Origin of the sequence: Bartonella sp. MF74HXZ, assembly GCF_042194445.1 — a bacterium.
In the GTDB taxonomy this organism is placed as follows: domain Bacteria; phylum Pseudomonadota; class Alphaproteobacteria; order Rhizobiales; family Rhizobiaceae; genus Bartonella; species Bartonella grahamii.
On record NZ_JBHIMW010000026.1, the window covers coordinates 1 to 900 of the forward strand.

General features: G+C 36.4%; 1 protein-coding gene and 1 pseudogene. Both read left to right on the forward strand.

From position 1 onward, the window contains the following. Nucleotides 1-88: pseudogene (locus tag ACFIJ8_RS08425) on the forward strand (TrwH protein); the annotation flags it as partial. A gap of 13 nt (nucleotides 89-101) precedes the next feature. Beyond that, the gene (locus tag ACFIJ8_RS08430; RefSeq protein ID WP_375639385.1) at nucleotides 102-842 is read left to right on the forward strand and encodes a type IV secretion system protein; all 741 of its coding nucleotides are present in this window, start codon (nucleotides 102-104) and stop codon (nucleotides 840-842) included. Nucleotides 843-900: the final 58 nt, after the last annotated feature.

The following is a 900-nucleotide window of genomic DNA, read 5'->3' on the forward strand; positions in this document are numbered from 1 at the left end:
AGCACCAAAGCTAAAACAGCCCAATGATAGGAACCGTGTGCCTATTAATAAAACAATCCCTGCCGAAATCAAGCGAGGAGACAGGTGAAAAGAGGAGACAGATGAAAAAGAGATTTATTATAACAGGAATGATTACCTTTTTGGGAATAATAAATTTAACTCTAACGTCTAACTTTAGTTGGGGTTCTGGGACTCAAGGTCCGACTGTTCAAAGTCCTTTCCCTGTTTCAAAAGCAGACTATCTGACAATTATTGAGTTGTTAAAAGAACAAATTAAAACAAACGAAAACCAGATCGAAAACGCGAAAAAAATCCATCAGTCTATAACAGGAAATAGAATACAAAAACCAACAATAGGAGAGAACAAGAGTTTTTTCATACAAGATTCGCCTTCTATCTACCCAAAACCGACCTACCACTACAATAGCGTAAATACTGGGCAATTTGCAGAGCTTGTCAATTCTGTTCTTCATGAAGAGAGAAGGTTCGACTTCTGGTCATTGCCGCTTCATGAGATGCGCACAATAATTAATACGCGTCTTAAATATAGTGGAATTGTCGATAAAGCTGTAAGTTTGCAAACTTTCCAAGACGCAGAAAACCGCTTTACACAAATTGTCGATTTCTTAAATAATATAGATAAAACAAAAGATCTGAAAGAAGTTTTCGAACTGCAAACACGCATCAAGACCATGTCAGCCATGCTCCAAAATGAATATATAAAGCTACAAATGGTCAGAAATTTAAGCGATAACGAAGATACTCTTATCGAAATACAAAAACGTAAATTGTATGGAAGAATTGTGACCTCTGATAACCAAAAGATGCCTACCATACGATGAAAACAAAAGCCAATGTAGAAGGTTCAGTACTATCTGAATAATTCAGAGAGGCACAAAG

What these genes read in the sequence shown, in the direction of transcription:
- ACFIJ8_RS08430 (WP_375639385.1), top strand. Translation starts at nt 102, where the DNA reads ATGAAAAAGAGATTTATTATAACAGGAATGATTACCTTTTTGGGAATA.